Genomic DNA, 5,436 nt, shown 5'->3' with positions numbered 1-5,436 from the left:
AGGTTTTGGGGGGTCAGTACCTCGGGTGCCTTCGGCGTCACCCCAGATGGGGGTAAGGACCCGTCGATCAATAACTGCGGTTCTCGATCGAGAGAGGCTGCTGTCAGCCCCGCAACAAGACCGACATCAACAACCGGAGTTATTTTCCGGCAGCTCCTGAGCCGGGCGGCTTGCGGATCAGGCGCCCTGGGTGATGGTGAGGGTGAGGATCTGGGGCTTGCTCGCGGGGGCGCCGTCGGGGGCGCCGCCTTCGACTCCGGGGGTGGTGAGGGCGTCGAGGACGGACAGGCCCTCGGTCACCTTCCCGACGACCGTGTAGTTGGTGGCCAGTGCCTGCACGCCGTCCTTGTTCGGGTCCTGGTAGTTGATGAAGAACTGGCTGCCGTTGGTGTTGGGGCCCCCGTTGGCCATGGCGATGACGCCGCGGGTGTATGTGGCGCCGTCGGTGTTCTCGTTGGCGTAGGTGAAGCCCGGGCCGCCCATACCGGTGCCCTGCGGATCCCCGCACTGGAGCACGAAGATGTTCCGGGTGGTTTCGCGGTGGCAGGAGGTGTTGTCGAAGTACTTGGCGTTCGCCAGCGTGAGCAGGGCGCGGACGGTGCAGGGCGCCTTTGCCGCGTCCAGCGCGGCCTTGATCGTCCCCTTGTTCGTGGTGATGGTCATCGTGGCGGGGGAGCGGCTCACCGTGCCGGCTGCCGCGGGCAGGCTGACCGGTCTGGACGGCTCCTGTTCGTCCGAGGTGTAGATGCAGGGGCCGACCTGTGTGGTGGCGGCCGGAGCTGCCGCGGGCGATGCGGCTGCCGCGGGTGGCTCCGTCGCGGGCGATACCGCCGAAGATGACAGGGATGCGGTGTCGTCGTCGCCGGTGAGCAGCAGCGCCGCGGTGATGCCGCCGGTCAGCAGGATCAGGGCGCCCACGCAGACAACAGCGGTCACCCTGCGCTGTCGGCGCCGCGCGGCGGTCCGGCGTGCGGCCTGCCGGGCGGCCTTGCCCACGGCGAGATCGCGCTGTCGGCGCGTCCTGGACGTCACCACCTGTCGGCCTCCCTGTCCATCGTCACGAGGTGGGCGGAATCGTTCCGCCGCCGGCGAGCGTACGGTCAAGGGAAGTGTAGGTAGTCACGGTCCGCCCGCTGCCGCCGCACCGGTATCGTGCCGGGCCCGGCTGTGCGAAAGCTGTGCGTAACCTTCAGATGGCATTAACTGTCATGATCCGGATATTGCCGGATGTTGTCGGATATCGTCAGGGTTCGGAGTGCGGCTGTCCCGCTCGTGGTTGCCGCACCGCCGTGGCATCGCCGCGGGTGGGATTCGGGTGGGGCCGAGGGCTGTGACCGGGGCGGCCGTGCGTTGCCGCGGGCTGTCGCGCCCGCTCCTGACCCGGCCCGCGGTAGCGGGATATCACCGTGCGTGAGGCGCCCGATGCTGGTCTCGGTCAGGTCAGCGGGGCCGGCGCAGTCAGCGGGCCGCGGTGACGCCGTCGTGCTTTCGTGATGGCCGTACCGTGTGCTGGCGCCGGGGTGGTTCGGGCCGGCGCGGTGTGTCCGTCGTCGCTTCCGCTATCGCTGTCCGGGGGATGCCCGGCGGGGCGTCCGGCCTGTTGGTCAGGCACGCGGCGGTGGCCACCGCGAGCTGTGACTCGCGTTGCGCCGCGTCGAGCAGCTCGGCCAGGTTGATGTTGGTCGGAGTACGCAGCGCCCTGCGATGGAGGATCATCCGCCGTTCGGTGACAAGCAGCCAGTCCTCCAGGACACGGCGCCGAGGCAGCAGCGCCAACCGTGCCCGTTGCGCGATCCGAGCGCGCGGCCGGTGTGTCATGGCGATCCATTTCTTCTGTCCGCCTTGGGCCTTGCATCTTGAATATCGAATCTTGAATATCGAATTCTGTCAGAATCGTGAAAAAGGGGGGCGGACGGTCGTCGTGGCAGTCGTTTCCGTGGCTGTCCGCCGTGCTCGCCGCCCTGCTGCGCCCGCCCTTCCGCACTCGTCGTCCATGTTCGTGCCGTCGATCAGGAATCATATTATCGATCAGGGCGGGGTGGTCGGCCGTCCGGCCGGTGCGCCGGTCGGGCCCCGGGGTGCTGGCAGGCCCCGCGGCCGGATTCTGTACGTGGCCGGCCGCTCCCTTCAGGTGGCGGGGGAGCCCGTATGCGGATCCTGATTTCCGGCCGGCCTGTCCGTGTATGCGACCGGGTTGTTCACGCTGCCGGTAACCATTGGACCAGCCACCCTTTCCTGTGCGATACCTGTACCGCCGAAGGTGGCAACGGTGATCATCCAGAAATCATCATCTGTGAGGAGTGCGCGGTGTCGGATATTGTGCTGGCCCTGGTGGCCGAGCTCGTCAGCGCGGCGGTCATCGTGCTGGTCTCGTCGCTGTTCCGGCGGTGGCTCAGGCCGGGTGTCCGGACGGCCTGAGCCTGTCGCCCACCGGCTGTCCCGGATCTTTCCGCCCGAAGGGCTCGGCGGGATCCGCCTGTCCGCCCGCCGTCTCCGCGGGTCGTCGTCAATGGCTGACAGGCACCGGCGACGGCTGACAGGCATCGACGACGACCGACGGTCACCGGCTTCCGGCCGGCCATGGAGCCGGTGACCGTCGGCGGCCTGCTGTCGGGCGTGGCCGCGATCGGCGGCTGCCGTCGGCCCGTGTCCGCCGTCTTCCGGGGTGTCACGTCTCCGCGCCATGCCCTGATTTATCCTGACCTGCAGCTTTTTCCGGGGCCGCGGTGGCCGTGGCGTGGCTGTGCTGGGCGTGGCTGTGCTGGGCGATGTAGGCACCGGCCCCGATCGCCGCCGCGACCGGCCATTCGACGAGTTCGGTGACGGCGAGCACGCCCAGGCCCATGTAGAAGGCGGTCTGGGCTGGTGACGGCAGCCTGACCGGGCCCACTTTCATGCTTGTGCCCGGGGCGCGCGGGATCTCGATGCGGGCCGTGGCGAACGGCGTCCGCAGTGTGGCGGTGTGGGGCCTTCGTGCTTCGCCCTCTTCGCCCGCTCCCGCCCGCCCGCTCTCGTGGCCGGCCTCGCCGCGGGCCCGGCCGGCGCCGGTGGCCTCGTCCGTCCGGCCGGCTCGCGGCTGTTCCGTCCCCGGCCGTTCCGCCGGGGTTCCGGTTCCGTCGCCCGTGTCCGGCCTGTCCTGGTATTCCTCCGCCTGCCTGGCCTCTTCTTTTTCTTCGTCTCGTACGTGATTGTGTGTCTTGGGGGACATCGAGCCTCCCTCCGCTATGATGTCACCCTCCCCAGAGGCAAACCCCGGGTAAACAAAAGATCTCGTCCTGGATAAAATTTCGCCTCGGGTAAAAAGATCCTGGGCCCGGTTCCGGAGATTTTTCGGCGGGGCTGGGGTGGCTGCCGACGTTTCGTCCCGCTTCTGGTATTTCGTTCCTCCTGCGACGACGGTGTCTTGTCGCGATATTCGTCCGGCGACGATGTGCGCGTGTTTCTGACGGTTCTTCTCGTTCGTCCGATGGCCGAGTCCGCCCGGCGGCCTTTCCCGGCGGTTCGGCGATGGCGGACGCACTCCCCGCGACGGCGGGCGCGGGCCATCCGATGGGCCGCCCGCCGGTTAGGCGGTGCCGGCCACCGGGTACCGGCTGTCGAGTGGGGTACCCGCGGGGCCACAGCCGTGGGGGGACGCGGCGCCGGCCATGACGTGCGCTGTCAGGCCACGGTCCGCGCGTCGGCCATGGCCTGACGGCCGATCGGATGTCGTAATCGGATGTCGCATCGGGCGCCGTCCGGGTGTGGCTCGGATGGCATGGCGTCCGCTGGTCGATGCCGCCCCGTCGATGATCGACGGGATCGGGTTGAGCGCGATCGACGGGATCGGTGAGGAGGTCCGCCGATGCGGCTGCCGGATCCCCGCTCGGGTGCGCGGCGTGCCCTGGCCGGAGGACGTCTCCTGTGCGACGCGGGACTGATGCTGCTGGCCGGGCCGCTGCTGGAGCGGATGCCGCTGCTGGAGCGGATGGAGCCCTCCGCCGCGGACCAGTCCGACCACCGGCCTGACCAGGCCGGTCACACCGGTCATGTCGCTCATGTCGGTCGGGCGGGGCGGGCCGCCGGCCGGCTGGCCCGCCCCGGCGGCGACGGGGGCGCCTGTCTCAGGGTGGCCAGCCTGCGGGTGCGCGGCATCGGCGGGCTGTCGCACCCGTCGCGTCGGCGGCTGGTGGAACAGGAGCTGGAACGCCGTCCCGGAGTGCGGTGGGCCCGGGTCAACGCGCCGCTGGGACGGCTCCTGGTTGGCCTGACCGAGCCGTATCCGCGGATGGGTGAGCTGGCCGTGGCCGCCGAGCGTGCCGTTCGCGCCATCCGCGGCGAGCCGGCCGAGCAGCGGGCTGAGCAGGAGACCGCCGGGGATCAGAGCGCCGGGGATCAGAGCGCCGGGGATCGGACCGACGAGGACCAGGGCACGGTGGGCGTGGGTCAGCCGTCCAGGGCCGCCGACCCGCCGGACGCGGTGGCCGTGGTGCTGCGCGCGGCCGCCGCGCTCGCCGCGGACGGGATCGCCCTCACCGTGGCGTCAGTGGGCCGCGCCGCCCGCTGGACGCCGTTGCCGGCGGAGCTCGCCGCGCTGGTCATGGCCGTCGACACCCAGCCGCGGCTGCGCGCGGTCGTGGAGCGGACGATCGGGCCGCAGCGGGCGGACATCGTCCTGGCGGTGGCCAACGCCGCCGCGCTGGGGCTGGCCGGCAGCCACAGCGGTCTCGGTCTGGACGCCGCCCACCGGGTGCACGCCCTCGCCGCCGCCCGGGCCCGCCGGGACGCCTTCGCCGGCTCCGAGCTGCTGGGGGACCCCGACCGGGCCGGCGCCGGGCCGGTGGCCCGCAAGCGGCCCGGGCCGGTGCCGGCCGGCCCGGCGGAACGCTACGCGGACGCCGCCGGGGCGGGTCTGCTGGCGGTCTTCGGTGCCACGGCCGCGCTGACCGGCGGCCCGCGGCGGGCCACCGCCGCCGCGCTGGCCATGCTCCCGCGCCCGGCTGGTCTTGGCCGGGAGGGCTTCTGCGACCAGCTCACCGTCGTCCTGGCGCGCCGGGGAGCGCAGGTGATGAGCCCCGGGGCGCTGCGGCTGCTGGACCGGGTCGACACGGTCGTGCTCGACTCCGACGTGCTGGTCGGCACGGCGTTCACCCTCGGTGAGGTCATCCCACTGGCCGGTGCCGACGCGAGCAAGGTCGCCGTCCGGGCGTACGCGCTGTTCCAGCCGGCCGATCCGACGGCGACGGCCCAGGCGGACGGCTGGACGCTCGCACCGATCGAACGGCTGCTCGGCGACGACGGCAGGCTCGGCGACGACGGCAGGCCCGGTGACGACGGCAGGCCCGGTGACGACGGCAGGCCCGGTGACGACGGCAGGACCGGTGACGACGGCAGGACCGGTGAGAGCCGGCGTGACGAGGGCCGGCGTGACGAGGGCCGGCGTGACGAGGGCCGGCG

The 5,436-nt window shown here is 71.6% G+C and carries 3 protein-coding genes and 1 pseudogene; 1 reads left to right on the top strand and 3 read right to left on the bottom strand.

Annotated features, from left to right (window positions below):
* Positions 1 to 177 precede the first annotated feature (177 nt).
* The 3 genes from NBW84_RS11370 to NBW84_RS11360 form a co-directional block, all read right to left on the bottom strand.
* On the bottom strand, positions 178 to 1,035 hold the full coding sequence (locus tag NBW84_RS11370; protein ID WP_250284377.1) for a peptidylprolyl isomerase: 858 nt from the start codon (positions 1,033 to 1,035) through the stop codon (positions 178 to 180).
* Between the two features lie 423 nt (positions 1,036 to 1,458).
* Entirely contained in the window at positions 1,459 to 1,818 is a 360-nt protein-coding gene (locus NBW84_RS11365; protein WP_250284376.1) for a hypothetical protein, read from the bottom strand.
* 850 nt (positions 1,819 to 2,668) lie between these two features.
* A complete protein-coding gene (locus NBW84_RS11360) occupies positions 2,669 to 3,208 on the bottom strand; it encodes a hypothetical protein (RefSeq protein WP_250284374.1) in 540 nt (179 codons plus the stop codon).
* A gap of 636 nt (positions 3,209 to 3,844) precedes the next feature.
* On the opposite strand from NBW84_RS11360, the pseudogene NBW84_RS11355 reads away from it, so the two are divergent.
* A pseudogene (locus NBW84_RS11355) lies at positions 3,845 to 5,436 on the top strand (cation-translocating P-type ATPase); the annotation flags it as partial.

The sequence above is a fragment of the Protofrankia sp. CiP1_Cm_nod2 genome (assembly GCF_920664355.1).
Taxonomy (GTDB): Bacteria; Actinomycetota; Actinomycetes; order Frankiales; family Frankiaceae; genus Protofrankia.
The sequence above is the reverse complement of the archived record's forward strand: the minus strand, read 5'-3'. Positions and strand labels throughout refer to the sequence as shown.